This is a genomic window from Marinomonas gallaica, assembly GCF_049821165.1.
GTDB classification, from domain to species: Bacteria; Pseudomonadota; Gammaproteobacteria; order Pseudomonadales; family Marinomonadaceae; genus Marinomonas; species Marinomonas gallaica.
This window is the reverse complement of sequence record NZ_CP187511.1, coordinates 743,718-767,987: the sequence shown is the minus strand read 5'-3', so window position 1 is coordinate 767,987 and position 24,270 is coordinate 743,718. Positions and strand designations below refer to the sequence as shown.

Genomic DNA, 24,270 nt, shown 5'->3' with positions numbered 1-24,270 from the left:
ATATGTGACTATTAGAAAGTCTATCGATTACGCATCGGTTAACAGCTGATTCAACAGCCCCGCTTTCTATACAATGCACAAAGGACAGATCAACAAACGTCATGATAGATTTTGCCCCTGTAAAAACAGAATACGCTGATACGACAGTGCTAAATGCGGTTCCGTTCGTAGGCTTTAAGGACGATGTCTTGACGCCAGACGAATGCGATTATTTGATTACCCTAGCCTCTGGAAAAATGCAGCGGGCGAAGGTCTCGTTGGATAAAGACAGTGACATCATTGACGGTCGCAGTGGCAGTAATTGTTGGTTACGTTATACCGAGGACGAAACCGTACGACGCATAGGACAACGTATTGCAGACAGGGTTGGCATCCCGTTGGAAAACGCAGAAGCCATGCAGGTCATTCATTACGGTCCAGAGCAAGAGTACCGTAGCCATTACGATGCTTACGACCTGACCTCTGAACGAGGGCAGCGCTGCTGTCGCTATGGTGGGCAGCGCTTAGTGACTGCATTAGTGTATCTTAACGACGTCACGCAAGGCGGAGGGACACGCTTTGCCAAGTTGGATACTGAGGTCAAAGCAAAACAAGGTCGAATGGCGCTGTTTAATAATGTTGGAGACGACTACCTCTTCGCTCATAAAGACAGCTTACACGCTGGAGAACCCGTCGTAGAAGGTGAAAAGTGGGCTTTTAATATCTGGTTTCACGCGAGGCCCATGACAGAAAAGCAAGACTTCCAGCTGTACCCAAACATAAAACAAGCCACTGCCAAGTCATCGACTCAAACTGCGCGTGCGTTACCGAGCGGTAGCACATCGTTAATGGCGAATAAGACCAATCGCGCTACGCATATTTTTCAACACGCTATTAATCAATTAGACCCCGTGTTAATAAAGAAAGCTCAGCCAATTTGTTTTACTTATTGGGACACATACGGCGATTCTCATCCAGATTTAACCGACTTAAGCGACGCTACGCGTGTATTGAAATTGATCAACCGACGCATCACCAATCCCCTAGCGAATAAAGCCGCACTGGCTCAAGCGCTGATTGACCACAATCTCGAATCTCTGGCGCCTAAAACCTACTTTACGGTACACGATGCGGTCGATCATAAAGGTGAGCCGACCCCAATCTGGTTTATCAAAAATGCGTATGGTACCGGTGGCAAAGGTATGCAGTGCGTAGCAAACAGTGACTTGGCCAATACCGATTTAAAGACGAACCATATTATTCAAGCGGGTGTAACGGACCTTGCTTTATTTGAAGGGAAAAAGTTTACCGTTCGTGTGTATTGTTTAGTGTGGCGCCACAAGATCTATCTTTATCAGAACGGTTTCTTGGTGGTGCATGGCGTTGCCTACGACCCTGACAGCACGGACTACCGTGTCCAAATCGATCATACGGGCTATCAGAACGCCAATGGGCACGTTAAGATGATTCAGCTTATTCATTATCCTGACTATGCTCGCTGTTATCCAACCATCAAAGCCTTGGTCAAACACCTTAGCCCCGTGCTGGAAGATACACGTTTAGCGGCCGATGACTCAAGCTATACCCTGCTGGGGATTGATGTTTTGCTGCGTAACGACGGCTCTACGCGGCTATTAGAAATTAATACGGTACCCAATTTCATTCACACACATGAAATTATCAATCAAGTAAATATCCCATTTTTTACTGCGGCGCTGAGAACCATGCTGGGGGATTCATCGGTTGTCCTAGAAGACATCCGTGAATGATAAGCCTCTAAATGAGTATTTAATCAACGATCTTATCGCGTCCCGTGTTTTTAGCTTGGTACAGTTTAGCATCCACATCGTTCACCAGCTCTTCAAGTGTCACGTGGGTAGAACCATCCGTGCAGGTCACACCGAAGCTTAGAGTGATTGGAAAGTCTTTGTGGGTAGGCTGTTTTATCAATGTTTGACGCACTTTATGTAATCGTGACACAGCGTCATCTTTGCCCATGTCGACCATGATAAGCATAAACTCTTCTCCGCCGTAGCGCGCGACGATGTCGTGAGGACGAAAATGCTGTTTGAGTACCGCGGCCACGGCAATCAGTGCTTTATCCCCTTCCACATGCCCTAAGGTATCGTTGACCCGTTTAAAATGATCAATGTCGCAGAGCACGGTACATATGGACTTATTCTGTTGTTTAGCGAGTTCAAATGCTTGCTCAAACAGTAAGTTAAACCCGCGGCGATTGTATAATCCGGTCAGTTCATCGGTCGTACTTTGTGCAAGCAGCGCTTCATTTTCATTTTTTAAATGCGAGGTTCGCTGCGCGACTTTCTGCTCTAAGTTTTGCATGACATCTGACAGCTTATTCGCCATGCCTTGCAACCCTCGCCCAAGGGAGTTGATTTCATGGACGTAACTCAGAGGCTGCGGGATGGCTCGTATACGCTCTAAAGAGTTGGCGTTTACCGCTTCGTTTAGTCGCAGAATGGGCTTACCGATAAAACGTGCGATTAAAGAGCCCGCTAACGCGATACTGATAAAGATCACTAATACAATAAAAAACAGTGCGCTCGAATACTCAGTCAGCATGTTTCGATAATATGACTCAGGAATTAAGACACCTAGATACCATACTTCTCCATAAGGTAACTCAATCGGATGCAGATGATACAAGAAGCGCTCACCGTTGACGTCAAGCTTTTGATCCCCTTCTATTAACGCCTCTCCTGCGCGCTTCAGAACGCTATTAGAGTGAGAACTCAGAGACATGCGCTCAGTTGAGCCATTGGTCTCACTGAACAGCGCCTCGTCACTTGAGGTGGCAATTAAATCGCCATTTCTTTCTGCTAAAAAAACATACGAATCATCCACCAGTTCGATCGACTGTAAATATTTATCCAATGCCACCAACGCCACACTCGTCGCCGTCACGCCTAATAATGTGCCTTGCTCATCATAAATCGGTGTGGATAAGCCAACACCTAATGAGTGATAGCCAAAATAAGGGCTGATCGAACTCCATGTCATGCCTTGCTGCTTAACCGCGTCTTGATAGAAAGGCCGTGTTCTAGGGTCGTAGTTTGGATAGCTGGGTTCACTCGCTATACGAGGTCCAATATATTGGATCGGATCGTACTCAAACGCCTCTAAACTGCGAGGCTCGCCAGTGTAATTGTTAGCGAGGTGGTGATCACCGCGGCTGCCAAACGGGTCACGGGTTGAATTGATATAACGACCGTCCGCGGTCGCCAGTGAAATAAAGGTCATGTAAGGATAAGGCACCGCTTGCTCGTAGAATCGCCCTCCTATCGTATCGAGATCCGCTAACCATTCTGGATGGTGGGCAATCGCATCTCGGTTCAATTCGGCAAGGATGCTCAACGGTGCCATAAAATCCGTGACGCGATCATACACCCGAGACTCGGTCTCTTTAATATAATGCAGACCCACATTATCTGAAACATTAGAAATAGTGGCGGTAGAAAATAGATACACTGTGACGCCGCCAAGCGTTGCTAATAGAGCAAAAGGGACAACAATCAATCCCCATAATGAAATATGTTTCATGCGACCCCAACCTTGTCTCATGTTTAAATACTAGGCAGTCCCTGCCACTCGTTATTAACTAAAGTATCGACCAAACGCCAAAGAACATGAGGTATTGGCTAATATAACGTGAAGTATAGACACGAATAATGGCGGGGCCCTGTTAACACAACATGAAAAAGGGAGAAAGCGTCGCATTCTTTCTCCCTTTTTGAGGCATCATAAGTTGGAGCGTGGCTAACGCTGACGTTCGTAAACGCTCAAGTTCACAGCCGTCGCGAGGTTTAATGACTCGATCAAGCCAACACCAGAAATCGTAAACGCTTGAGCGTTTAAGCCTTCAAGATGTTCGCGCGGCACGCCGCGGGCTTCGTTACCGAAGATGTAACAGTCACAGACTTTAAATTCCGGTGAACTTAGCGGCGCACCTTGCATATCCAAGCAGCCAATCGCATTAAAACGCTGCGGCAAGGTCGTGATGTCGACATCCAATTCCATCGGCACATGGAACAAAGCGCCCATGCTGGAGCGAACCACTTTGGGGTTGAACGGGTCGACACTGCCAGAACTTAGCAATAAGCGAAAACCGCCAAACCACGCCAGCGTGCGTAAAATCGTGCCTAAGTTACCGGGATCTTGGATTTCATGCAGATAAATGGCGGTTAATTGATCGTCGCACGCGGGCGATATCGCCTCCAGCGGCACCACGGCCAAGATCCCCTGCGGGCTCTTGGTATCGGACATCCCCGCCATCTGTTTGGTACTGACTTCAATCTTTTCAAATTGCGTCGACCAATCGGCATACTCCGATGTGACATAGAGCGTTGCTGGTGCTAGCTTAGGATTATTCTGTGCCGCTTTTTCTAACTCCAACACTAAATGCTCGCCTTCCACTAGGCAGTGGCCCAGCTCCTGACGGTATTTTTTCTGCTGCAGTTTCTTGATCTGGTCAATTTTCATTGATTAGGCGCCCTGTTGTTGCAACATGTCCAGCGCCACGGCTTCCGCCACTTTGATGCCATCAATGCCTGCCGATAAGATGCCACCCGCGTAACCCGCGCCTTCTCCTGCCGGGTACAAGCCTTGCGTGTTTAGGCTTTGCAAGCTCTTGTTGTCACGGGTAATACGAATCGGCGATGACGTACGTGTTTCTATACCCGTTAAGATCGCATCGTGACGATCAAAACCGCGAATTTTCTTAGCAAAGGCTGGCAATGCTTCGCGAACGGCTTCGATGATAAAATCAGGCAGTGCATCGGCTAGGTCGCATAATTGCACACCGGGTTTGTAAGACGGTTCTACTTCGCCCAGCTCAGTTGAGGCCTTACCTTTGATAAAGTCGCCAACCAGCTGTGCAGGGGCTTTGTAATCTGAACCACCCAGCTTATAAGCCACTTCTTCTAAACGCTCTTGCAGCTCGATACCCGCCAAGATGCCCTCTGGGTAATCTTGCTCAGGGTTAATGCCCACCACGATACCGGAGTTGGCATTGCGCTCGTTACGTGAATACTGACTCATACCATTGGTCACCACGCGACCTTCTTCGGACGTTGCCGCCACGACTGTGCCGCCTGGGCACATACAAAAACTGTAGACGGCACGACCGTTTTTAGCATGGTGGATCAATTTATAGTCCGCGGCACCCAACTCTGGATGGCCGGCGTATTTACCCAAACGCGCTTTGTCGATCAATGACTGCGGGTGCTCAATACGAAACCCCACCGCGAACGGTTTCGGTTCAATAAAAACCTCTTTTTTATGCAGCATACGGAACGTGTCACGAGCACTGTGGCCCAACGCTAAGACGATGTGTTGGCTATGTATTTCACTGCCATCCGACAAGGCCACACCCGTGACTTTTTGCTGGTCTAGCAATAAATCCGTTACTTTGGCTTCAAAGCGAATCTCGCCGCCCAGTTCGATGATTTCTTCACGCATTTTGGCGACAACGCCGGTTAAACGGAACGTACCAATGTGTGGTTTGTTAACGAACATAATCTCTTCCGGTGCACCGGCACGAACGAACTCACTCATCACCTTACGACCGTAAAACTTAGGATCTTTCACTTGGCTGTACAGTTTGCCATCGGAAAACAAACCCGCACCGCCTTCGCCATATTGCACGTTGGACTCAGTATCGAGCTTATGATTACGCCACAAAGCCCACGTGTCTTTGGTTCGTTGTCGCACGTTACGCCCACGTTCTAAGACAATCGGTTTAAATCCCATTTGCGCTAGCGTCAGAGCGGCAAACAAACCACAGGGACCAAAGCCTACGACAATCGGGCGTTCGGTTAAGCTGGCTGGTGCGGTCGCAACAGGGTGGTATTCGATATCCGGTGCAGCCTTCACATGCACATCGTCTTCAAAACGTGCCAAAACCGCTTCATCATTGCTGGTGTTTAGGTGAATGATGTACACAAAGGTAATCTCCGTGTTTTTCTTACGCGCGTCGTAACTGCGTTTGAAAACAAAGAAGTCCAGCAAGGTTTCGTCGACCAGCTGCAGGCGCTCAATAATCGCCTCACGCAAAGCCGTTTCAGGGTGGTCTAGCGGTAAGGAAAGTTCAGATAAACGAATCATGGAGAAGTCCCGGCCGGTGTCTCCGGCAAAAGGTAGTGCAGAAAAGATAATATAAGGTCGTTATTATACGCTGGACGAACGCACAAGTCAGTCGATCCAAGTACGCTGTGATAAAAACAATTGACCTAACCACCATGCTAAAGCCGCTCAAAAACTGTTATCTTCGGCCTAACAAGATCGATTTCACGCACCCCCTATTCACTCTGGTTATTGAGCAACGACGATGACGAAACACGTAAACTTAAATCTCTTAAGATCGTTGAAAGTTCTCCTCGAAGAATGCCACGTCAGTCAGGCCGCCGCGCGCCTTAACTTGACGCAATCCGCTGTCAGCCGCCACCTTAGCCAGCTTAGAGAACTGTTTGCAGATCCCTTGTTAATTCGTGATGGCAATCTGTTGGTGCCGACGCCGAAAGCACTGCAATTACAACAGCAGCTCGCGACTTGGTTTGTGGCATTAGACAACATGATGGCGGAGGAAGTGTTTGAGCCTAGCCTGTGGCACGGTGAGTTTGTGTTGTCCTCGAGTGATTACGTGGCGCAATATATCTTGCCCGAGTTGGTCAACGTCTTTGCGGAACAATCGCCTCACCTGACGCTCAATTACCAACTTTGGCATCCGCACTTAATCGACCAACTGAATCCGTCCGGCATTCATCTCGCGTCCAGCATGTCATTGACTCGCCCAGAGGGCGTCTCTTCGTTACTCATTGGCGAAGACCGTTGCGTTTGTTTGATGAGCCAGTACCATCCTCTGGCAAAGCAAACCACTCTGTGCGTGGACGACTTACTGGCCTATGCGCACATCAAAATTCACGCCGGTGGAGATAAAGACAGTTTTGTTGAGCAAGAGCTTAGCAAACTGGGGCTCGCGCGACGCATCACTTTAAATGTGCCGTTTTTCTCGGCCGCTGCCCAAGCGCTGTGTAAGCAACCGCTTTTACTGGTGACACCAGAACATATCGCTCGGCATTTGGCCGTCGAACATGAGCTGACCTACAAGCCGCTGCCCATCCCAACGCCGTTAGATAAATATTGGCTGGTATGGCACGAGAAGTACGATAAAGACCCATCACATATATGGGTTCGTAATCTCGTGAGGCAGGTTATGACGGATGTCAAAGCCTCGGTCGGCTATGATTTAAAATCATAGCTCTATTGAGAATTCATGATTTCATTAAATGATGTCGCCTTGCTAAGGTGCAGAACACTTTAAGGGAGAACATCATGACACTGACGATTTGGCTATCACTGTTTACCGTTTGTTTGCTCGGCGCTATGTCGCCAGGACCTAGCCTTGTTACTGTGACCAAACACAGTTTAGCCGGAGGTAAACCGAACGGCTTCGCCGCTGCGTGGGCCCACGCATTTGGCATTGGTGTGTATGCGTTGATTTCCATGCTTGGTTTGGCGGTGATCTTTCATCAATTACCGTGGCTATTTCTAGTCATCAGCTATGCAGGTGCGGCGTATCTGGCCTATCTCGGTTTTAATGCGCTGCGCTCCAAAGGTGGCATCGCGGCTAAATTGGGCGCGGGCCAAACCGTCAGCGTTTGGCAATCGGCCAAAGAAGGGTTACTGATTTCCCTGCTGAGCCCGAAAATTGCGCTGTTCTTCGCCGCCCTGTTTAGTCCTTTTGTGGCCGCCGTGAGCGCGGTCGAAGGTCAGATGCTGATGGTCGCAACACCATTTGTCGTCGACGGTTTGTGGTACACCTTTATCACATTGATGCTGTCCAACTCACACATCTTGGACAAGCTGCGTCGCCATGCAGTGACCATTGATCGCTTGTCTGGTTTGGTGTTGATCGCTCTCGCCGTAAAAATCCTGTTCTCAGCCAGTTCAATGGCGGTCTAAGCCTAGGGTTCTTTGCTGATGGTCACGAGGCAGGTACAATAGCGTTTTCTTTTTCTATCCGGTACCCGTCACCATGGCTCGATCAAAAAGCAGTAACCGTTGGCTCGATGAACACGTCAACGATCCCTATGTAAAAAAGGCTCAAATGGACGGCTATCGCTCCCGTGCCAGTTACAAACTGCTGACGCTGAACGAGAAAGATCGACTGATCAAACCGGGCAACCTGGTGCTTGATTTAGGGTCTGCACCTGGCGGTTGGTCGCAGGTTGCCTCTAAGTTGGTAGGCGATAAAGGCAAAGTCATCGCTTCTGATATTTTACCGATGGATAGCATTGCGGGCGTGGAGTTCATTCAAGGCGATTTCACCGAACAGGACGTTTTCGATCAAATCATGACCGCCGTCGACGGTACGCCCGTGGACGTGGTGATTTCAGATATGGCCCCCAATATGAGCGGCGTCTCAACTGTTGACCAAGCGTCGTCCATGTATTTGGTCGAGTTAGCTTTGGACATGGCGATGCAAACGCTGAAACCGAAAGGTTTTTTTGCCGTTAAGGTGTTCCAAGGGGAAGGCTACGAAGAGTTCGTCAAACAAATGCGCCCCAACTTCGACAGCGTTGTGGTACGTAAACCTGAGTCTTCACGTGCTCGTTCCCGTGAAGTGTACCTAGTCGGCCGCGGCTTTAAAGGCTAATTCGATGCAATTAAAAACCTCCATTCGTCTCAATAAATACATCAGTGAAAGTGGTCTGTGTTCACGTCGTGAAGCCGACCGTTTCATTGAGCAAGGCAGCGTGTTCATCAATGGCAAACGCGCTGGCATTGGCGACCAAGTTACCCCAGGTGACTTGGTAAAGGTCAATGGCCAAACCATTGAGCCAATGGAAGCGGAAGATCTGATCTTTATCGCCGTCAACAAGCCCGTCGGCATTGTTAGCACCACCGAATCCAGCGAGCCAAACAACATCGTCAGTTTTGTCAAACACGGCGCGCGTATTTTCCCGATTGGTCGCTTAGACAAAGACTCTCAAGGTCTAATCTTTATGACCAACAATGGCGACTTGGTAAATAAGATTCTGCGGGCGTCAAACAACCACGAAAAAGAATACCTAGTAACGGTCAACAAACCGATCACCGATGCCTTTATCGATGGCATGAGTAACGGTGTGCCGATCTTGGGTCAGATGACCAAGAAGTGTAAGGTGAAGAAAGAATCGACCTTCGTTTTCAACATCACCTTAGTACAAGGCTTGAACCGCCAAATTCGCCGTATGGCGGAGCATTTTGGCTACGAAGTGGTGCAACTTGAGCGTATTCGCATCATGAACGTATCACTGAAAGGTGTCGCTCTTGGCGATTGGCGCGACCTCACGCAAAAAGAAATCAATGGTATTGCAGAACTGACCAAAGATTCAGACGGCAATGCCGCGCCGAAAGCCAGCAACCCACGCAAACCCAGGCCCAAAAACCATCAAGGTAACTCAGGCTCGGGCGCTCGTGGCGGACAAGGTCGCAATGAACAACGCTCAGGCAAACCGAATACCAACGGAAAAAGTGGTTCTGGACGCCCTGCCAATGGCAAACCTGCTGCGGGCGGAAAAGGCAAGCCAGCACCGGCAGGTCGAGGTGGCGCAGGGACTTCAGGCAATAACAAAGGCCGCCCAGCCAATGGTAAAGGTGGCAAACCGGCACCCGCTGGCCGCAGCAAACCAATGCCATCCGGCGCAGGGAAAGGCAAAGGTGGTGCTCCAGCAGGCAACGGCAAGCAGCGCAATCGATCTCGATAACCCAACAGACATTCATCATAGGGAAAGCTGATGCCCCTTCGATCCGAATCTCGCCACTGGCTTTTGCTGGCGTTTATTTTTGTCATGGCATTGAGCCTAAGGGGCCCTGTGGTCGGTATTGCTCCGCTGATCGACCTAATTGAGTCCGATTTGCACCTGAGTAGTTCTGCCTCCGGTCTATTAACGACCTTCCCTATATTGGCATTTGCGTTGTGTGCACCATTCGGCGCTTTCCTAGGTCGACGCTACGGGCTAGAACTCGCCTTACTGCTCGGTGCGGTCAGTATTGCCATCGGTATTACGTTGCGCAGTATCGACGCCCTACCTAACCTTTATGTTGGCATGACGCTTATTGGCGTAGGCATTGCGATTGGTAATGTGTTGTTGCCTATTTTATTAAAACGCGATTTTCCCATCAAATCTTACAGTTGACCGCTGTTTATGTGTTGATGATGAATTTAGGCGGCGCGTTTATGACCGGCTTTGCTGTGCCTATCGCCCAATGGGCCCCGGACGTATTTGATGTCTGGCGCGGTTGGTCTGTGGCACTGTTTAGCCATTTGGTATTTATCTTGCCAGCGCTACTGCTTTGGTTTTTTATTCCTAAACGCACCACTGCCATACCACTCTCGACCCAAGCACCTAGAGTGTTGTGGCGCTCACCTTTAGCCTGGATCATCACACTGTTCTTAGCGCTCGATTCCGTATTGAATTACGTTGTAAACGCTTGGATTCCCACTATTTTGGTCACCAAAGGCTTTGATCCGACCACAGCCGGTTTGTACCACAGTTATCTGCAAACGGCGGGGATGCTCCCTGCTTTAATTTTGCCTTTCTTGAAGCACTTTTTTGGCAGCCCTAGACAGCTCACCAGTATTGCGGTCATTGCAACACTGATAAGTTTGACCGGCTATGCATTTGTACCAACCTTTGCTGCACTTTGGTCTTGCTTGTTTGGTTTTGGGTGTACTTTGGGCTTTGTGATGGGTTTGTCGCTCATCAGCTTACGTACTCATAGCGTTCAAGAGGCCGCCGCTTTATCGGGTATGGCGCAATTGGTGGGCTATTTATTCGCGGCCGCGGGACCTGTCAGCATTGGGGCGTTACATGATGGAACTCAAAGCTGGCAGCTGCCGCTCTATGTTTTGATTGTAATCGGTCTTATCTGGGGCATCATTGGCTGGTTTGCCAGCGCTAAGGAAAACTAGCCATAGCGCTTTTGGGCTTATGTCGGATTTTTTGCATTGGGGACGGTAATCGTAAAACGTGCTCCATGCTTGTGATTGGCGGCCTCTATGTGACCATTGAGCAGTCGAGTAACCCATTGGTGCACCATATAAAGCCCCAACCCAGTATGTTGTGTGCCTCGCTCGGACGTGGCAAAAGGCTCCCAAATCGTCGCTAAAATGTCGTCACGTATTCCTTTCCCGTTATCCGATACTTCAATCATAAAGTCTTCTTCTTGTTTCGCCGCAATCGTAATGGTGCCGGGCTGTCCTTTATCAAAAGCATGCTCCAGCGCATTGAGTAAAAGATTTTGGATCACTTGAGACATCACGCCTTGGGGTGACGTTACACTTAAACTCGATTCCGCTTCCAACTTAATATCAATAGACGGGTACTTTTTAAGTATGGAGGAAAGCGGAGATAAAGTATCTTTCAGCATATTCAAAACATTAAATGACTCTGGCTCTGGGTTCATTTGATTCGTCGCAATGCGCTTAAACTGCGCCACGATCTCGGTCGCTCGGGCAAGGTTTTGCATCGCCAAGCCAATCATATCGTTGCAAACCTCTACATCCTCTGCATTGGCATCATGGATTGTACGCTTCATCAAATTCTGCAGTGAAGATAAGCTCAAACGTATACCACCTAACGGAGTATTCAACTCATGCCCCACACCTGCAACCATGAGCCCCAACGAATTAAGCTTGCCTTGTTCTACCAATTCGTTTTGCAAGGCCACTAAATTCTGATTATTTTTTTCCAATTCATAATGAGCGACTTCTAACTGATTTTTCTCTGACTCGATCTGCTGAAGATGCTGGCGACGCTGTGTCTCTAAACGCCAAAGCAGCATCCCAACCGTCGTCAGGAAAACATACCCTATGACACCTGCCAAGAAGACAAAAAAGATCATCTGCAGCTTTTTATATTGCCAAACATCTTGTCTAACGATCGACAGAAAATACTGGTTCGGCTGCCCCGATAATTCATCATTAAAATAGTTTGGTAATGAAGTGAAGGGACGGCTATCAGAAAGCCTAAACTCCTTTAATGATCGACTTTTTTCGACATCTGTCCAAGCCCTTGGAAAAGCGTTAGTAAACGAAGATAATATATCGCCATAGAGATGCACCCACTCTAACTCAGGTCGTTCAGACAACAACCATTGCCCGTTTGAGTTGATCATTTCCAGCGAATTACGACTGCTTTGTATGGCGCGCAAGCGAGCGAACAAATAGTTTAAGTTATAGTTCACTACCAGAAGACCTAACTCTTTACGGTCTGCGCTATAGAGCTTATAGCTGGCACGGATAGTAATTTCATAAGGTGTTACAATCGTCCCTTGTTCGACATTCAAATCAATCGGCGTCAGCAAAACAGCGTCGTTACCATACGCCATGCCTTGAATAAAATAATAACGGTTGGATTTGTCTTGTAGGCCTGAGCTTGAGACGATTTCAGCGCTGTTATTAAGGGTATTTACACGTACAAGCTCCTGCCCTGTCGGACCAATCCAACGAAGCTGAGATATATAAGGGGACAATGCATGCGCACGGGTAAAGTATTGAGCAACTCTATCGCGCCATATCTGCTCGGATTCAAATTTATCCGGCGTGATATAGCCTTCCAGCACTCGACCGATATAGCCCACAGTCTGTTGCATATAACCCAGTTCGCGAGACATCAATACAGAGCCACGATTTACTAACTCTGTTTGTTCAGAGTACAGCTGCTGACTGTACTGTGCTTGCCATAACTGGAAAGTCCCCACGCCTAATGCAATCATGAGCACGAATGGCACGACAAAAATCGCAATCAGTTTTGGGTTCATTTGGTTTTATTCACTTGAACATTCCTTTTAGCCCATGCCAAAGCATCTTCTATGAGCATGGGGCGTCCAATAAAGTAACCTTGACCAGAATCACACCCCATCTCACGCAACATATCAAGCTGTGCTTGGGTTTCAATGCCTTCTGCGATCACTGACATGTTGAGCGTTTTGCCGAGTTCAATAATCATTTGCACAATCTTACGATCTTGTTCTGTTTTATCCATACGATCGACAAACTGACGGTCAATTTTTAGCTCGTCGGCATTAAGCATGGAAAGATAGGATAATGACGAATAGCCTGCCCCAAAATCATCGATACTGATTTTAATGCCGACGTCACGCAGTTTCTCTAAATAATCGGATGCGATTTTCAACACTTCAATTAGCTGAGTCTCAGTGACTTCAATAGTTATTTTGTGGGCATCGACACCTTGCTCGCATAAGCAACTCTGAAAGCGTTTTACAAAGTCCGTTCGAGTGACCTCAGAACCTGCAACATTGACCGATAAAGGAACATTGATATTTGCCTGTTGTAGCTGTTTAACTGCTTCACAAGCACGAATGGTGACATATTCATCCAGTTTATCAATTAAACCGGATGTTTCCGCCAACGGAATAAAACGGTCTGGCGCAATCATGCTTCCATCATCGTCCTGCCAGCGAACTAATACTTCATAGCCAATCAGAGAATGGTCTACTAACGAAATTTTTGGCTGAAGATGAATGAAAAACTTATTGTTCTGTAACGCTATGCGCATTTTTTTCATCAACTCATAACGCTCTTGCAGATCGACAAGCTCTGAGCCATCGAAAACACTAAAGACCTTCTGTTGATACTTCACCTGCTCTAAAAACGCTTTGGCTATGCCCAATATTTGACTCGGCCCTTGCTCATCAATGTCAGCCAATTTAATCAACGCACCCGTTAAATCAATAGTGTGCGTCGTGCCTTTTATTTCTAGTTGCGGATGCAAAACATGCTCAAGCTCTTCACGTGAATAATCTTGTTGATTGTCATACACCATCAAAATCAGGGTATCGCGCTCATACAACACCACATCAATCGCTTTGACAAAACACGCTTTTAAATAGGCTGCCAAATGACGCATGAGCGATCGACCAAACGTAACGCCAAATAACACTTCGCTGTAGGTTAACTCTTCTACATGAAGCATAAATAGTTTGGTATTCAAACGTTCTGCCGTCGATAAGTTTTCGATCTGCCGAATTAACCAGTTTTTATTGTGTAGCCCAGTGACGGTGTCGTAGTAGGCTAATTCAGATAATCGGTTATGCAGCGCGACGTTACTAAAGCCAGCATTGATATTTTCCCCAAAGATTTGCAGTAGATCGACTTCGTACTCCGTTAGCTCATGCTCACTCTTAACGACTACAACATAATCTTTCTGGTCCACATCTTTGCTGGAGAAATACAGTGCTGAGAACGGCGAGTCTAAAACATGGCAATGAGCGGACATACACTGCCCGACCAACCGATTGATTTCAGGTTCAGAGTCAATGCTGCCAAGGTATTGATTTGCCCAATTTTTATAAGCACCTGCCGCAGCAAATACCAAGGCACTTTCGGGTACCTGAGCGTTTTCGTGGGCAATACAGACAATGCCACCAATATCAAGGTTGAATACTCGACACAGCTCTTCAAGAATCGACTGGGTGTACGCTTTTAAGTCGAGTTTATTGCTGATGCGCTGACTGGATTCAATCAACATTTGCAGCCCTTGACGGGCTTGCTGCATGGACGTCATGTGTTCCCATGTACGAATGTTGCCCAGTACAACGGACTGCAAATGCTCGTGCGTCAGATCGCTTTTATTCCAGTAATCATCAATGTCATAATTGATCATTAGGTCACCCAACGGCATCATGCCTGGCTGACCTGTCAGCAGTACAATCCGAACCAGTTGATTTCCTAGACCATCTCGAATCGATTTTACCAAGCGTAAGCCGGCATCGTCCGTTTCCATGACCACATCCAATAGTACTAAAGCAATATCAGAATGCTGAGCAATCACAGCCGAAGCGGCTTGTGCACTGTTTGCGGTCAAAAACTCAATTTTACGATCACCATAATTCAGCGCTTTAAGTGTTAGCAGCAATGCGCCTTGGTACGTTGTATCGTCTTCAACGGAAAGTATTTTACATAACTTAACTTCTTTACGCTGTGGCATATTCCCTTTTGCACTCATACGTTACTCTCAGTTTCATTTAACTTTATTTGTTAGATAATAGTATTGGTTACCAAATAAATAGATTTATGGTTTAGAAGTATTTGTAGGAATTTGTAACAATTCAAATCACATATACTGTTTTTTTAGATAACTCTAATACTTACTATAGTCACTCTGCCTGTTTATGAAAGTAAGTGTGATATAGTGCCCGTTTATACATTCACAGTCTTGCTCAGCAAGGTGGGGTCATGACGAAGCAAAAAGGCAATCTATTCATTCTGTCAGCACCATCCGGTGCCGGTAAATCCTCTCTATACAAAGCACTGTTAGAAGCGGATTCAAACGTTCGCATTTCCGTTTCTCACACTACCCGTGCGCCTCGATCTGGCGAAGAACATGGACGTGAGTACTTCTTTGTCGACGTTGACTCATTTTTAGACATGATTGCTGACAATGCATTCTTTGAGCATGCCCAAGTGTTTGATAACTACTATGGCACATCTAAACAAGCTATTTTTGACATGCTCGACCAAGGTCTAGATGTAATTTTAGAGATCGATTGGCAAGGGGCGCGACAAGTACGCGAGTTGTACCCAGAAGCGATCGGCGTATTCATCTTGCCACCCTCTCTAAGCGCTCTTGAAGAGCGCTTAACTGGCCGAGGTACCGACTCAGAAGATGTGATTGCTCGTCGTATGTCGAAAGCTGTCAGCGAGATGTCACACTATGAAGAGTACGAATATGTCATTATCAACGATGATTTTGAGCACGCTCTGACTCAATTAAAGGCTGTTTTTGCTGCGAACCGCACAAGAACATCATTAATACAAGAGATTCACAGCGAACTCATCAATGATCTCTTGTCATAGTGATCGTCCGTTAAGTAAAATTAGCGATACTAATTAGTGATTAATTCTTACCCTATATAGAGGTCAAACATGGCTCGAGTTACAGTTGAAGATTGTCTTGAAAACGTAGATAACCGTTTTGAGTTGGTAATGGTGGCAGCAAAACGCGCCCGTCAGCTTGCAACAGGCGGGGCAGAAGCAAAACTGCCTCTTGAAGAAGACAAAATGACCGTAGTGGCACTACGCGAAATCGCAGAAGATCTAATTAATGCGAAAAACGTCGACTTTCAGAACAAGCCTACAACAGAGTTTTAATTCTTTATGATTTACATCGCTCAACGCATGATGTTCTGGTTTAGCTTTTCCTGATGTGAGGTGAGCGGTGTCTACTATTGAAGTATTAGCTCAAACGCTCAGCCAATATCTACCTAATGAACAGGTAGCCACGGTTAAGCGTGCGTATTACTACGCTGAACAGGCCCATGACGGCCAAAAACGTAAAAGTGGTGAGCATTATGTCACTCACCCACTTGCGGTCGCGTTCATTTTGGCCGACCTTCGTATGGATTGCGAAGGCTTGACGGCGGCACTTTTGCACGACGTCATTGAAGATACTGGCATATCACGCGAGTCCCTTGCCGAACAATTTGGCGAGGGTGTCGCAAGCCTTGTAGACGGTGTGAGCAAACTGACGCACCTAGAGTTCAACAGCCAACTCGAGAAACAAGCGCACAATTTCCAAAAAATGGCCATGGCAATGGCCGATGACATTCGTGTCATCATGGTAAAACTGGCCGACCGACTCCACAACATGCGCACTCTAGACGCCATGCCGGGTCATAAAAAGCGCCGTATTGCCAAAGAAACCCTCGATATTTACGCACCCATCGCCAACCGTTTAGGTATGTATAATGTCAAAGTTGACCTTGAGTCCTTAGCATTTGAAGCCTATTACCCAATGCGTTCACGCATGCTTAAGCGCGCAATCAATAAGCGCTATGGTCAACGTGATAAAGCGATGGAAAAGCTAGAAGATTTTATCCGCTCTGAACTTGCCGCTGACTACATTGATTCGTCCATCAGTGTGCGTGAAAAGCACACCTACAGTATTTACCAGAAGATGCACAATAAACGTCGCTCTCTGGAAGAAATCATGGATGTTATGGGCGTACGTATTGTCACCGACCGACCGGACAGCTGTTACCGTATTCTCGGGGTGATTCACGCTCTGTTTAAACCAATCGAGGGTCGCTTTAAAGATTACATTGCAGTACCCAAGTCCAACGGCTATCAGTCTCTGCACACCACCGTGTTAGGCAATAATGGGTTACCGTTAGAAGTCCAGATTCGTACAAAAGAAATGGACGTGGTTGCAGTACAAGGTATTGCGGCTCATTGGACCTACAAGTCTCAAGGTCAATCTGGCGTCACGGCAACCAATCATGAACGTGCAACGAAATGGGTGAAAAGCTTACTTGAGATTCAAGAGAAAGCACACAACCCGATGGAGTTCATTGATAACGTTAAGAGTGATCTTTTCCCTGACGAAGTGTATGTGTTTACGCCCAAAGGCGAAATCATTGAGCTGCCTTCTGGAGCAACACCCGTCGACTTCGCTTATGGTGTGCACACAGAAATCGGCAACACCTGTATTTCGTGTCGTATTAACCGCCGCTTAGCGCCGCTCAGTACGCAATTGGAAAGCGGTCAAACCGTGGAAGTTATCACCGCGAAAAGTGCCCAACCGAATGTCGCTTGGTTAAGTTTTGCGATCACCGGTAAAGCGCGCACCAACATTCGTCATTATTTGAAAACGAAGCAGCGTGAAAATGCGATTTCCTTTGGTTACCGCTTGCTGACTCGATCTTTGAATGCGTTTAGTACAACGATCGAAGAACTGTCCCAAGAGCAAGTTCAGCAGGTGTTGGATCATTACCAATTTGAAATCTTAGACGACCTGCTAGAGTCCATCGGTAAAGGTCGCCATGTCGGTTACGTGGTGGCACGACAATTATTCCCTGACTTTAAAGAAGAAGAACTGGTCACGCCTAAATCTTTCAAAGTGAATGGCTCCGAAGGCATGCTAATGTCCTTCGCGAAGTGTTGCTCGCCGATTCCAGGTGACCCCATTGTCGGCTACGTGCAAGTCGATAAAGGCATTATCATTCATCATCAAAGCTGCCCGAACATCCAAGACCACCTTGCCAACCCAGAGCGTTATATCCGCATGAGTTGGGGCAAGGAGATCGAAGAAGAGCTCAATGTCAGTCTCATCATTACCTATGTAAATGAGCGTGGTGCAGTCGCGCAAATCGCCAGCGCCATTACTGACACCGATTTCCAAGTATCAAACTTAGACATCATTGAGCGCGGTAAGATTTCTCGATTACGTTTGAACATCGCTATTTCAAGCCGCGTAGGCTTGGCCGATGTCATGCGTCGTATTAAAGCGATACGCTGTGTTGAAAAAGTGACCCGCGAAACGCTCGTGGGACGCTAATCAGACAGCGTTCATTGAATCATTCTTTAAGGACTTTAAATCATGGCTAAACAAGTAATTTTCTCTGAAAACGCTCCAGCAGCGATCGGTCCATACTCTCAAGCAGTTCGTGCTGGCAATACTGTTTACCTTTCTGGTCAGATCCCATTGGTTCCAGAAACAATGGAAGTGATCAGCGACGATGTCGCTGATCAAACGACTCAGGTGTTCAAAAACCTACAAGCCGTATGTGAAGCAGCGGGTGGTTCTCTAAAAGACATCGTTAAGCTAAACATCTACATGACTGACCTAGGCAACTTCGCTCTAGTAAACGAAGTCATGACTAAGTTCTTTGTCGAACCTTACCCTGCGCGTGCAGCGTTAGGTGTTCGCGCATTGCCAAAAGGCGTTGCCGTTGAAATCGAAGGTGTATTGGTTCTAGAAGACTAATCCCAAAACCTTAAAAAAGGCGCTTAGAGTGATCTAAGCGCCTTTTTTGGGTTTATAACTGGGTGTTTCTTTGTGCCAACCAGGCTTGATAGTCCGGCAACATACTTTCATAACCCGAAATATAAGAGGGGTAGTCTGGGCGCCATCCGAGCGCTTGCAGTGTCTGTCCGACGATACGCTTACCGCGGCTGGGTAAATAATCGGTAATGCTAACCGTATCTGGTAACGGTGGTGGTACCTGCAGACGTGCCGATAACCAAAGCTTCACTTCCCACATTGACGCGGGATGCCCGTCACTGGCAATGATATGAGCAGGTAATGTTTGATCTGCTAGCATGTGCTCACCTGTGATGCACAAGGCGCTCACCACATCGTCCCGATGAATACGATTGGTCCACTGGTTCAGCGACCAAGCCTCACCACGATGCACACCTTCGATTAGGCGATAGCGGCCGGGGCCATAAATACCGGAGCAACGCACGGCTGTGGCCGAGAAATTCTCTACCAGTATGGCTTCGGCTTGTAGGATTTTCTCAGCCGTTGGTGATACCGCGACGGCAGGACTGATGTCATCAATCCATTCACCTCGACTTTCGCCATAGACACTGGTGCTGGAGACAAAAATCACTTTGGGGGGTGTCGTTCGGCCTTTAAACCCGTCAACAACGGCCTGAGCTGTGTCGACATAAGCAGCTTGATAAGCCTCTGCTGTGCGTCCTGAAGGTGTCATAATTAAATACACCAAGTCCGCCTCGGGCCAGTCCTTTGCCGACAGTGTCGTAATGTCTTGGGTGATGCCTTTGACTCCTTCCGGAAATGCAGTTCCAGAACGGCGAATGCCGGTTACCTCTGCCCCCTTCGCGACGAAATGACGTGCCACCCCTTGTCCTAGGTCACCGCATCCTGCTATCAAAACCTTTGCCATAACACCCTCAATCATTGCAATAAAAGCGTATATACTCAGAAGCAGTACACTTTATCAAATTATGTATTATCATAGTTAATACCAATTATAAGGGTAATGACTATGACGCTAACAGAACTCAAATACATCGTTATGCTAGCAGAAGAGAAACACTTTGGCCGAGCTGCAGAGCGCTGTCACGTGTCTCAGCCAACGCTCAGTGTAGCGGTTAAAAAGCTGGAAGACGAACTCGGTGCGGCCATTTTTGAGCGCAGCAAAAGCTCCGTGTATATTACCCCGCTGGGCGAACAAATCATCGGCCAAGCCAAACGCGTACTTGAGCAGGCTAGCATGATTAAAGAACTGGCGTCATCTGGCAAAAACCAGCTCAATGGGCCTCTTAAAGTCGGTGCGATTTATACGATCGCCCCCTACCTCTTTCCTTCCATGATTCCTGAACTAAAACGCATTGCCGAAGGCATGCCATTGTCGATCGAGGAAGACCTTACCGAGAACTTGCGCCCCAAACTGCGTAACGGTGCGCTGGATGCGATCATTGTCGCTCTCCCTTTTCGTGAGCCCGACGTCGTCACTCGTCCCATCTACGAAGAAGAGTTTGTGGTGCTCATGCCAAAAGATCATCCATGGACTTCTCTAGACCATATCAGCACCGATCAGTTGACGACGGACAATCTGTTACTGCTCGGTAAAGGTCACTGCTTCAGCGATCAAGTGATGGAAGCCTGTCCCTTGGTGGGCGAAGATGAATTAAACGATGGACATACCATTGTGAATGGCAGCTCACTGGAAACCATTCGTTATATGGTGTCTTCTGGTTTGGGGGTCACCGTGCTGCCTAAGTCGGCGGTCAGACATCTGGATGAAAATATGTTGGCCGTGCGTCCCTTTAAAAGCCCTGCGCCAAAACGTACCGTTGCTCTGGCATGGCGTGCCAGCTTTCCTCGCCCTAAGGCGATCGAATCCCTCAGTCAGTCCATTAAAGAGGCCTGTCAGAAATTGGATCTGGGATAACCATGGTCGACACATTGGAAATGCAAGACATCAAGGAGATCAAAGGTGTCGGACAAGCGATGGCAGACAAACTCGCCAAGCTAAACATCCACACCGTCCAAGATGCACTGTTTCATTTGCCCATTCGCTATCAAGATCGAACCAGTGTGGTGCCTATTGGGCAGCTAAGGTTTGGTGATGAAGCCGTGATTGAAGGCGAAGTCAGTGGCTGTGAAATAAAGATGGGTAAACGGCGCAGTTTAATCTGCCGATTGCGCGATCACTCAGGCTCCCTATGTCTGCGTTTTTTCCATTTTTCTGCGGCACAAAAAAAACAGTTGGAACAATCGGGGCGTGTTCGTTGCTTTGGCGAAATCCGGCGTGGCAGTACTGGGTTTGAGATCTATCATCCAGAGTACAGCATTCTAAACGACGATGAGCCACACGAAGGCACCGACCAACTGACCCCAATCTACCCATTAACGGAAGGGGTTACTCAAACCAAGATACGCCAAATTTGTGAGCAAGCGTTAGAACGTCTAACACCACACAATCTGCGCGAATGGTTACCGGATACCATGCGTCAGCAATTTAGTCTGCCGCCCCTATCGGACGCGATACATTTTTTGCACCATCCTACCAAGGGCACTGATTTAGAACAGCTTAAGCGTGGCGCTCACCCAGCGCAGTATCGTTTGTCATTCGAAGAGCTGATGGCACACCAACTGTCTTTAATCGGCAAACGCCAATTGGCCAAACACGATGTCGCAGTCAAAGTACCGGATATGGGCGCGCTGGGGCAGCAACTGATTGAAGCTTTGCCGTTTTCGCCGACTGGCGCGCAACAACGAGTGACCCAAGAAATCTTACAGGACCTCGGTACGGGCCATCCTATGCTGCGTTTAGTGCAAGGGGATGTGGGCTCAGGAAAAACACTGGTCGCTGCGCTTGCCGCCGCTGCCGTAGTCCAACAAGGCTATCAAGTGGCCGTCATGGCACCGACCGAAATTCTGGCCGAGCAACACTATATTAACTTCAAGCAATGGTTTGAGCCGCTTGGCATCGAGGTCGCTTGGATGATCGGCAAACTTAAAGGCAAACAGCGCGAAGCCGAGTTGGAGCGGATTGCCTCTGGCAGCGCAGGGGTTGTCGTGGGCACACATGCCCTATTCCAAGAAACCGTCGTGTTCAAAGGTCTGGCTCTGGCCATCATCGATGAACAACACCGTTTTGGTGTACATCAGCGCATGGCCCTACGTGAGAAAGGCCTACAAGCAGGCTTCCAGCCCCATCAGCTGATCATGACCGCCACACCGATTCCTCGTACGTTAGCCATGTCTGCGTACGCTGACTTAGACTGCTCGGTGATTGACGAGTTGCCACCTGGACGCACACCCGTAAATACCATCGTGGTCTCCGATCAACGCCGGGATGAAGTCATTCAGCGTGTGCAACATGCCTGTGCCGAAGGGAAACAAGCCTACTGGGTGTGTACGCTGATTGAAGAATCTGAAGCGTTACAATGCCAAGCCGCAGAAGACGCCGCTATTTTATTGCAAGAGCATTTATCGGGGTTAACCATCGGGTTGGTTCATGGCCGACTCAAAGCACAAGAAAAAGCCGACATCATGGCGCGCTTTAAAGCTGGTGAGATTCAGCTTTTAGTCGCGACGACCGTGATCGAAGTCGGTGTCGACGTACCCAATGCAAGCTTGATGGTCATCGAAAACCCTGAACGCTTGGGGTTAGCTCAGCTACACCAATTGCGCGGGCGCGTCGGTCGAGGGCAAACCGCGAGCCATTGTGTGCTCTTGTATCACGCTCCTTTAGGTCAGCAGGGCAAAGCGCGCCTCTCAACCATGCGTGAAACTACCGATGGTTTTAAAATTGCTGAGAAAGACTTAGAGTTACGCGGACCGGGTGAGTTGCTTGGCTCACGTCAAACAGGGTTACTAGAGTTCAAAGTGGCCGACCTGCAACGCGATAAGTCTTTGCTGGACGATGTTCAGAAAGCCGCTGCGATTCTTTATCACCATTATCCGGAACATGTCTCACCTTTACTGTCTCGATGGTTGCCACAGCACCAGCAATATCTCAACGTCTGATCATAATTCGTAAAGTTAGTGTTGGTTTTTTAACCTAGTTGTCACATGATGACTGAAAGATACTCAACTGCGCTATCATAAGGACATAAGAGGAATCGCCTGTGACGACTAACAATGAATTATCCAGAGACATCGCCTTCTCTGGCCACTACAGTTACAAGATCCAAGACGACCGCGTCATCCTTTGCATCTCACAGATTACCAACCATCGTCCGCTTGACAACATTAGCGGTACGCTAGCGATTGAGCTTAAAGGTTATCATCAGGACGGCCACTATCTGGTGCTGGCCAGTACTACGATAGGTCAACTGACAGGCCAGCATTTGCTAGCCGATTGTCACTATGACCTAGTCTTCCAAATGCCACCAGCAGGGTCATGGCAACTCGCTCTAGAAGTCCATGAATGGGAGGGTGAGCAGTACGTTTTAATGGACCAGCAGTTCTTCGAACAGCCTTATTACATCCCCGAAGCAGTACCTTGCTCTGCTGAGGAAGGCCCCTCAGCCGCCACCGCTGCGCTAAAAGAAGAAATTCCGTTAACTGACGCACCCGTTGATCAGATAAACACCAAGGGCGAAAGCAAACCAGCTATCCCCAAAGCGTCGAAAAACCCAAAAACGTCCACTGAGAAAAAGACCCCTGAGAAAAAAGCCAAAGCCAGCATAAATAAAAGCTCTCAAGAAGAACTACTGCGCGTTAAAGGGATTCCGAAAAAGGTAGTGAACGAGATGATTGAACAACGCCCTTTCTCATCATGGGAAGCCGTGCTACTAATCAAAGGCATGGGGCCAAAACTACTAAAAAAGCTACGCGATGGTTTAAAGCTAAACTAAGCGGATAGCCATAAACAAAAAAACCACGCTAAAGCGTGGTTTTGAATACGAAGCAACGCAGTTTGGATGCTAGGAAATTTGCACCACGGTTGTGTTTTTAACCTCTTCCATGGCCACGTAAGTGCGCGACTCCCTTACATGCGGTAATGTCAGCAAGGTCTCACCTAGTAAGTGGCGATACGAATCCATATTCGATACTCGCGCCTTCAATAGATACTCAAAGTCACCGGCGATCAAGTGGCACTCGAGAACTTCTGGAATCTCAGACACCGCCTCCTTAAATTCATTGAAGCCTTCGGGAGACGTTGTTTTCAAACGAATCTCCACAAACACTAGCAAGCCAGCGTCCACTTTACGCGGATCCACTAACGCGCAATAACCAGTAATGTAGCCATTACGTTCCAGCCGACGTACTCGTTCTAAGCAAGGTGTCGCACTCAAACCAACACGACTAGCAAGCTCAACATTCGATAAGCGTCCATTAATTTGCAGCTCGCGCAGGATCTTCTTATCCAACCTGTCCAAAGGCTTTGCAGACGTTTCCATCAATATGAGTCTCTCCGAAGGTAACTGTCATTTAATTTAGCGCGATTCTACCACGGGGCAAATAGCTTAGGAAAAATTAACCCATTAACTCCCTTCAAAAA

At 47.9% G+C, this 24,270-nt stretch carries 21 protein-coding genes; 14 read left to right on the top strand and 7 right to left on the bottom strand.

What is annotated here, in order from left to right; translation table 11 throughout:
- Positions 1–101 precede the first annotated feature (101 nt).
- Positions 102–1,748: a 2OG-Fe(II) oxygenase gene (locus tag ACPUEK_RS03550; protein ID WP_425642346.1), complete on the top strand. Its 1,647-nt coding sequence runs from the start codon at positions 102–104 to the stop codon at positions 1,746–1,748.
- 19 nt (positions 1,749–1,767) lie between these two features.
- Here the strand turns inward: ACPUEK_RS03550 and ACPUEK_RS03545 are convergent, their stop codons facing one another.
- The 3 genes from ACPUEK_RS03545 to ACPUEK_RS03535 form a co-directional block, all read right to left on the bottom strand.
- Positions 1,768–3,540 carry a sensor domain-containing diguanylate cyclase gene (locus ACPUEK_RS03545; RefSeq protein WP_425642345.1) on the bottom strand — a complete coding sequence of 591 codons (1,773 nt, stop codon included), beginning with the start codon at positions 3,538–3,540 and terminating at the stop codon, positions 1,768–1,770.
- Positions 3,541–3,756: 216 nt separating this feature from the next.
- Positions 3,757–4,479, bottom strand: a complete 723-nt coding sequence (locus ACPUEK_RS03540; RefSeq protein ID WP_425642344.1) for a TrmH family RNA methyltransferase — start codon at positions 4,477–4,479, stop codon at positions 3,757–3,759.
- A gap of 3 nt (positions 4,480–4,482) precedes the next feature.
- On the bottom strand, positions 4,483–6,102 hold the full coding sequence (locus ACPUEK_RS03535; protein WP_425642342.1) for an NAD(P)/FAD-dependent oxidoreductase: 1,620 nt from the start codon (positions 6,100–6,102) through the stop codon (positions 4,483–4,485).
- Between the two features lie 223 nt (positions 6,103–6,325).
- On the opposite strand from ACPUEK_RS03535, the gene ACPUEK_RS03530 reads away from it, so the two are divergent.
- The 6 genes from ACPUEK_RS03530 to ACPUEK_RS03505 all read left to right on the top strand — a co-directional run bounded on the left by ACPUEK_RS03530 (position 6,326) and on the right by ACPUEK_RS03505 (position 10,954).
- Positions 6,326–7,255 carry a LysR family transcriptional regulator gene (locus ACPUEK_RS03530; protein ID WP_425642340.1) on the top strand — a complete coding sequence of 310 codons (930 nt, stop codon included), beginning with the start codon at positions 6,326–6,328 and terminating at the stop codon, positions 7,253–7,255.
- 74 nt (positions 7,256–7,329) lie between these two features.
- The gene (locus tag ACPUEK_RS03525) at positions 7,330–7,959 is read left to right on the top strand and encodes a LysE family translocator (RefSeq protein WP_067034070.1); all 630 of its coding nucleotides are present in this window, start codon (positions 7,330–7,332) and stop codon (positions 7,957–7,959) included.
- A 73-nt stretch (positions 7,960–8,032) separates the two neighbouring features.
- Positions 8,033–8,653: a 23S rRNA (uridine(2552)-2'-O)-methyltransferase RlmE gene (gene rlmE / locus ACPUEK_RS03520; RefSeq protein ID WP_425642339.1), complete on the top strand. Its 621-nt coding sequence runs from the start codon at positions 8,033–8,035 to the stop codon at positions 8,651–8,653.
- A 4-nt stretch (positions 8,654–8,657) separates the two neighbouring features.
- Positions 8,658–9,746 carry a 23S rRNA pseudouridine(2604) synthase RluF gene (gene rluF / locus ACPUEK_RS03515; protein ID WP_425642338.1) on the top strand — a complete coding sequence of 363 codons (1,089 nt, stop codon included), beginning with the start codon at positions 8,658–8,660 and terminating at the stop codon, positions 9,744–9,746.
- A gap of 30 nt (positions 9,747–9,776) precedes the next feature.
- Complete coding sequence (locus ACPUEK_RS03510; RefSeq protein WP_425642337.1) at positions 9,777–10,178, top strand: hypothetical protein; 402 nt, start codon at positions 9,777–9,779, stop codon at positions 10,176–10,178.
- A gap of 41 nt (positions 10,179–10,219) precedes the next feature.
- Entirely contained in the window at positions 10,220–10,954 is a 735-nt protein-coding gene (locus ACPUEK_RS03505) for an MFS transporter (protein WP_425642336.1), read from the top strand.
- A 17-nt stretch (positions 10,955–10,971) separates the two neighbouring features.
- Here the strand turns inward: ACPUEK_RS03505 and ACPUEK_RS03500 are convergent, their stop codons facing one another.
- Entirely contained in the window at positions 10,972–12,804 is a 1,833-nt protein-coding gene (locus ACPUEK_RS03500) for a sensor histidine kinase (protein ID WP_425642335.1), read from the bottom strand.
- Positions 12,801–15,011, bottom strand: coding sequence for a putative bifunctional diguanylate cyclase/phosphodiesterase (locus ACPUEK_RS03495; RefSeq protein WP_425642334.1), 2,211 nt, complete (start codon positions 15,009–15,011; stop codon positions 12,801–12,803). Before ACPUEK_RS03495 ends, ACPUEK_RS03500 begins: the two co-directional genes overlap by 4 nt.
- Positions 15,012–15,241: 230 nt before the next feature.
- Here ACPUEK_RS03495 and gmk point away from each other — a divergent pair, with 230 nt between their 5' ends.
- The 4 genes from gmk (at position 15,242) to ACPUEK_RS03475 (ending at position 18,770) form a co-directional block, all read left to right on the top strand.
- Positions 15,242–15,862, top strand: a complete 621-nt coding sequence (gene gmk, locus ACPUEK_RS03490; protein WP_067221185.1) for a guanylate kinase — start codon at positions 15,242–15,244, stop codon at positions 15,860–15,862.
- Positions 15,863–15,931: 69 nt separating this feature from the next.
- A complete protein-coding gene (gene rpoZ, locus ACPUEK_RS03485) occupies positions 15,932–16,156 on the top strand; it encodes a DNA-directed RNA polymerase subunit omega (RefSeq protein WP_067034090.1) in 225 nt (74 codons plus the stop codon).
- A 67-nt stretch (positions 16,157–16,223) separates the two neighbouring features.
- Positions 16,224–18,341, top strand: coding sequence for a RelA/SpoT family protein (locus ACPUEK_RS03480; protein WP_067221188.1), 2,118 nt, complete (start codon positions 16,224–16,226; stop codon positions 18,339–18,341).
- A gap of 42 nt (positions 18,342–18,383) precedes the next feature.
- The gene (locus ACPUEK_RS03475; protein ID WP_067221192.1) at positions 18,384–18,770 is read left to right on the top strand and encodes a RidA family protein; all 387 of its coding nucleotides are present in this window, start codon (positions 18,384–18,386) and stop codon (positions 18,768–18,770) included.
- A 52-nt stretch (positions 18,771–18,822) separates the two neighbouring features.
- On the opposite strand, the gene ACPUEK_RS03470 is transcribed toward ACPUEK_RS03475, so the two are convergent.
- Positions 18,823–19,695, bottom strand: a complete 873-nt coding sequence (locus ACPUEK_RS03470) for an NAD-dependent epimerase/dehydratase family protein (protein ID WP_425642332.1) — start codon at positions 19,693–19,695, stop codon at positions 18,823–18,825.
- Between the two features lie 102 nt (positions 19,696–19,797).
- On the opposite strand from ACPUEK_RS03470, the gene ACPUEK_RS03465 reads away from it, so the two are divergent.
- The 3 genes from ACPUEK_RS03465 (at position 19,798) to ACPUEK_RS03455 (ending at position 23,623) form a co-directional block, all read left to right on the top strand.
- A complete protein-coding gene (locus tag ACPUEK_RS03465) occupies positions 19,798–20,706 on the top strand; it encodes a hydrogen peroxide-inducible genes activator (RefSeq protein WP_067221198.1) in 909 nt (302 codons plus the stop codon).
- 2 nt (positions 20,707–20,708) lie between these two features.
- The gene (recG, locus tag ACPUEK_RS03460; protein WP_425642331.1) at positions 20,709–22,790 is read left to right on the top strand and encodes an ATP-dependent DNA helicase RecG; all 2,082 of its coding nucleotides are present in this window, start codon (positions 20,709–20,711) and stop codon (positions 22,788–22,790) included.
- A 101-nt stretch (positions 22,791–22,891) separates the two neighbouring features.
- A complete protein-coding gene (locus tag ACPUEK_RS03455) occupies positions 22,892–23,623 on the top strand; it encodes a helix-hairpin-helix domain-containing protein (protein ID WP_425642329.1) in 732 nt (243 codons plus the stop codon).
- 69 nt (positions 23,624–23,692) lie between these two features.
- Here the strand turns inward: ACPUEK_RS03455 and lrp are convergent, their stop codons facing one another.
- Entirely contained in the window at positions 23,693–24,169 is a 477-nt protein-coding gene (gene lrp, locus ACPUEK_RS03450) for a leucine-responsive transcriptional regulator Lrp (protein ID WP_067034108.1), read from the bottom strand.
- Positions 24,170–24,270: the final 101 nt, after the last annotated feature.

Coding starts and splice junctions, on each gene's coding strand:
- ACPUEK_RS03550 (WP_425642346.1), top strand. CDS start 102: ATGATAGATTTTGCCCCTGTAAAAACAGAATACGCTGATACGACAGTG.
- ACPUEK_RS03545 (WP_425642345.1), bottom strand. CDS start 3,540: ATGAAACATATTTCATTATGGGGATTGATTGTTGTCCCTTTTGCTCTA.
- ACPUEK_RS03540 (WP_425642344.1), bottom strand. CDS start 4,479: ATGAAAATTGACCAGATCAAGAAACTGCAGCAGAAAAAATACCGTCAG.
- ACPUEK_RS03535 (WP_425642342.1), bottom strand. CDS start 6,102: ATGATTCGTTTATCTGAACTTTCCTTACCGCTAGACCACCCTGAAACG.
- ACPUEK_RS03530 (WP_425642340.1), top strand. CDS start 6,326: ATGACGAAACACGTAAACTTAAATCTCTTAAGATCGTTGAAAGTTCTC.
- ACPUEK_RS03525 (WP_067034070.1), top strand. CDS start 7,330: ATGACACTGACGATTTGGCTATCACTGTTTACCGTTTGTTTGCTCGGC.
- rlmE (WP_425642339.1), top strand. CDS start 8,033: ATGGCTCGATCAAAAAGCAGTAACCGTTGGCTCGATGAACACGTCAAC.
- rluF (WP_425642338.1), top strand. CDS start 8,658: ATGCAATTAAAAACCTCCATTCGTCTCAATAAATACATCAGTGAAAGT.
- ACPUEK_RS03510 (WP_425642337.1), top strand. CDS start 9,777: ATGCCCCTTCGATCCGAATCTCGCCACTGGCTTTTGCTGGCGTTTATT.
- ACPUEK_RS03505 (WP_425642336.1), top strand. CDS start 10,220: ATGACCGGCTTTGCTGTGCCTATCGCCCAATGGGCCCCGGACGTATTT.
- ACPUEK_RS03500 (WP_425642335.1), bottom strand. CDS start 12,804: ATGAACCCAAAACTGATTGCGATTTTTGTCGTGCCATTCGTGCTCATG.
- ACPUEK_RS03495 (WP_425642334.1), bottom strand. CDS start 15,011: ATGAGTGCAAAAGGGAATATGCCACAGCGTAAAGAAGTTAAGTTATGT.
- gmk (WP_067221185.1), top strand. CDS start 15,242: ATGACGAAGCAAAAAGGCAATCTATTCATTCTGTCAGCACCATCCGGT.
- rpoZ (WP_067034090.1), top strand. CDS start 15,932: ATGGCTCGAGTTACAGTTGAAGATTGTCTTGAAAACGTAGATAACCGT.
- ACPUEK_RS03475 (WP_067221192.1), top strand. CDS start 18,384: ATGGCTAAACAAGTAATTTTCTCTGAAAACGCTCCAGCAGCGATCGGT.
- ACPUEK_RS03470 (WP_425642332.1), bottom strand. CDS start 19,695: ATGGCAAAGGTTTTGATAGCAGGATGCGGTGACCTAGGACAAGGGGTG.
- ACPUEK_RS03465 (WP_067221198.1), top strand. CDS start 19,798: ATGACGCTAACAGAACTCAAATACATCGTTATGCTAGCAGAAGAGAAA.
- recG (WP_425642331.1), top strand. CDS start 20,709: ATGGTCGACACATTGGAAATGCAAGACATCAAGGAGATCAAAGGTGTC.
- lrp (WP_067034108.1), bottom strand. CDS start 24,169: ATGGAAACGTCTGCAAAGCCTTTGGACAGGTTGGATAAGAAGATCCTG.